This is a genomic window from Armatimonadota bacterium, assembly GCA_020354555.1.
Lineage (GTDB): Bacteria > Armatimonadota > Hebobacteria.
In genome coordinates, this window is the sequence record CP070648.1 from 2,773,365 (window position 1) to 2,777,228 (window position 3,864).

Annotated in this window: 2 protein-coding genes; both read left to right on the forward strand. The window is 67.2% G+C overall.

Annotated elements, in window-relative coordinates; translation table 11 throughout:
* Positions 1-2,578 (forward strand): hypothetical protein (locus tag JSV65_11390; protein UCH33181.1); only part of this gene is annotated, 2,578 nt, incomplete at its 5' end.
* A gap of 114 nt (positions 2,579-2,692) precedes the next feature.
* Positions 2,693-3,844 carry a hypothetical protein gene (locus JSV65_11395; GenBank protein ID UCH33182.1) on the forward strand — a complete coding sequence of 384 codons (1,152 nt, stop codon included), beginning with the start codon at positions 2,693-2,695 and terminating at the stop codon, positions 3,842-3,844.
* The last annotated feature ends 20 nt before the right edge of the window (positions 3,845-3,864 follow it).

The window sequence follows — 3,864 nt, forward strand, 5'->3', positions numbered from 1 at the left end:
CACGCCCGGCGAGGCCTTCACGCTGACCTTTCGCGCGTTCGACAAGGTAAGCACTCTGGAGCGCAATGACAAGGACGTGTGGTTCATCGGCGGGACGTGGTACGCGCCGGGTAACGACACAACAGAGGAGGAGCCGCGCTTTCACACGGCGTTGTGGTTCGCGGACGCTGCGGTCGGCGAGCGGGCGGCTGTGGAGGCGACCCCGCCGGGCGAGCGGCCGCACGAGGCCGTCGTGTCCGCGCGCCACCGCGCCCGCTGGCCCATCCCCCCGCCGAGCGAACAGATGCCGTCGCGGGTCAGATTGCAGCTCGTCACGCCAGCGGCGATACCTGCACCGGGCTTCCCGATCACCTGTGGCATACCTGTCCCGCCGGGCATGTTGACCGACGCGAAAGCCGTGCGTCTGCGCGACCACTCGGGTCGGGACGTCCCCGTGCAGACGAAGGTCACGGGATGGTGGCCCGACCGGAGCATCCGCTGGCTGCTGCTGAATGCGATCGCGCCTGCCGGTGCCGCTCCGGCCGACCGGCTTCGACTGGATGTGGGCGAGCGCCTGGGCGCCGCGACCGGCACGCCGCTGACGGTCACGCGCCGCAGCCGGCGTGTTGTCGTTGACACCGGTGCGATCCGCCTCGAGCTCGGCGGAGATCCTGGGATGCTGGTTGACGCCGTCTATCTGCACCGGCAGGAGCAGCCTGCGGCGCGGGGCCTGGCACCGCGCATGTCGGTGCTCGTCAATGGCGCAGCGACACCGGTTGACGCGTTGTGGCGGCGCATCGAAGTGGTTGACAGCGGGCCGGTGGCGGCGCGCATTGAACTGACGGGGGACTTGGAGGCCGCGGGGCGGCATGTGGGGCGCTTCATGTTTCGCCTGTACGCCTACGCGGGGCTGCCCACGGTGCAGACGAACTTCCGCGTCTTCAATGACCTGAAGCCGGAGCCGTACCAGGGCGCGCTTGATGACCCGCCCCTGGAGGTGGCGGACCTGGCATTAGTCGCGAGCCTTCCCGAGGCGACGCTGCGCAAGACGACCATCGGGATCGTGGATGCCGATCCGTTGGAGTCCGACGCCGGCGCCGTATCGCTGCTCCAGGACACCCACGAGCACTTCGCCGCGACCGCCGACGGCGCGTCTCTGGCCGAGGGCCGGCGCGCGCAGGGGTGGATCGCCGCGTCGAGTGCGGGCGGGTGGGTGCACGCCGCCACGTGGCGCTTCTGGCAGCAGCACCCGAAGTCGCTGCATGTTGATGACGGCGAGTTGGTCATCGGCCTCTTCACGCCAAGCGAGGAGATGCCGTCGTACCGGCCGCGCTTTGGCGAGGCCAAGCGACACGACGTGTGGCTGACGTTTTCGCGGGACGAGCCGGATGCCAATGCGCTGCAAGCACTCGGTGTGCTCGCCGACGAACCGCCGCGCCTGTTCGATGGCGAATGGTTCTGCCGCAGCGGCGCGATCAATGTTCTCGACCCGCAGTGGTTCGAGAACCAACCGAGCATTGCGCGCTGGGTGGCGAATGCCTACGGCCATATATCAAACGCCCGCGTGACCGGTCACGTCGGCATTCGCAACTTCGGCGACATCCCGTACGGCAGCCAAGGACAGTGGTGTAACGGCTATTGGGCGCTGGTGCAAGGGGCGCTGAACTGGGGCCTCGCCTCCGGGGGGCAGCGCTGGCTCGAGCGCTCGTTCGAGATCGCGCGGCACATCGCCGACGTGGATACGGCGCACATTCCCGCGGATGACGAGGAGTGGCGCGAGTGGAACGGCATGACGATCGCCCTCGGTTCCGACCACTCCGTGCACAACGCACTCGCGAAGTGGCCGGCTTTCCAGATCGGCGAGTCATTGATCCTGCATTACTGGATGACGGGCGATCCGGACAGCCTCGACGCCGCCGTTGCCAATGCGGATTACATCATCCGCAGCGGGGCGGGCCTGGGGTCGGTGGAAGCGCGCAGCCAAGCCAGGCCGATGCTGACGCTGCTCAGGGCATGGCAGGCCACTGGAAGACGCGCGTACCGCGATGCTGCTGGTCGCTATCTCGACCTGAAGCTCCAGACTGAGAGCGTCGTGGACTGGCGGCGCGGGGCCTATATCCAGCCGACATACCAGAACTACCGGTGCATATCGGCGGGACTCGATTCCATGTACGCCCACAACATCTATGAGTACTACCGGCTCACTGGCGACCCCGAGGCCGCACGGATGGTGGTCGCCATCGCTGATTCCGTGTACGCGGAATCCATGCTGCCGCAGGAGGAGGGCCTGGGGAGCTTCCTGTTCTACGTCCGCTACAGCCGGAGCGCGTGGTACTACACGCAGATGGCGCTGCTCTTCCACATGGCGTATGACCTCACCGAGGACCTCAGCTTCCTGCGTGCCGGGCGCGCCGCCTTCGCGCGATATCTGCTGTGCGTTGACGGGAACGGAAACCCGATGTACCAGCCGTTCAACAACTTCGGCTGGCTCGACCCGGAGTTCGGGGGATGGCTGCGGCGCTTCGAGGGCGTGACGACCGCGCCGTTCGACATCACCGCCCAAACACCGGTGCCGGATCCGGCGCGCTACGAGCGCTGAGCGCCGGATGGTGGATGATGAACAGGCCGATCACACAAGGGCGGTCGAACAGCTCGAGAGCGCCGGGATCGGCGTCCGCAGGTAAGGATGTGGCTCGCCTCGAAGAGACCCACCATGTGCAGACTGTTGGGCCTGGGCCTGCTGTGTTGCTGCGGTATTGTCATGAATCCTCTGCCACCGGCCGCCGGGGAGGGCGTGGTGACGATTGAGGAGGTCGAGCCGGGGCGGCTGGTCATCGCCGGCAGCGATATGCGCCTGGTATATGATGCCCACGGTTCGCCGACGCGCAACGCCTGCCTGACCAGTGAGAGCCGCATCCGCGGCCGCAGCCTGATGGATGCGCACGAGGTATGGGGCGGGCCGCATTTGCGGTGGGTCGGCTACCTCGAAGGGCACGACGTCCACTCGCAACTGCCGTGGGAAGCGAAAGTGGTGCAGTCCGGGCAGGCGGCGGGCGGGTTCACAACCGAGGTGCGGTCGGATCACTTCTATGACGCCGCGGTGACGCACGTGTTCTTCGCCGACCTCCCAGAGGTGATACTGTTCGATATCGAGGTGATCAGGCGGCGCGCGGGGGTCGGGGGCGAAGTTGACGGCATCAACATGTGCGCCATCGCGAGCGACCGCTACCTCTACGACGGCATGCGCCTGTGGAACGACGACGAAACGCCGTTCGCGATCAGCTACGGCAGCGGCCCGGCGGAGACGCTGCGCGGCAGCGACCCGGTCAACGGGATCTTCCTGAAGTACCGCGGGAAGTGCCGCTACGTGATGCCGCACATGACGCGCAATCTCGTCCTGGCGCAGCGCGACGGGACGAACGGCGCCGAGAACCCGCCGTGCGGGTGGATCTTCCGCGGTCGCTTCGATTCGGCGGTGACCTGCGATTTCGGCGGCTACTACGCGCACATGGTGGTCGTCCATCCGGAGCGGCCGACGCCGGATGCCGGCGATCGCGCGCGGACGCAAGTGCTGTGGTTTCAAGGCGGGCCGGGGAATCTCGACTCGCTGGAGAGCATCTTCGCGTTGGAGGAGGCGTTCACGCAGCCAATGCGCATCGAGCGCGTCGTCGAGCGCGGGCGCGTCAGGATATACGCCAGGGAGACGACGGGGAAACCGCGCCCGTGGGAGATCGTCGTGCTCGGCCCGGAGTTCGAGGGCATCGTGACGAAACGGCCGGTCTTTCGCGGGCCGTCGGTGGTGCTGCTGCTGAGAGACGTCGGGCCCTCGGAGCGCGTGATGTTGGGCTATCTGCCGGAGAACTGAGGCATGGGCTTGCAGGTTCA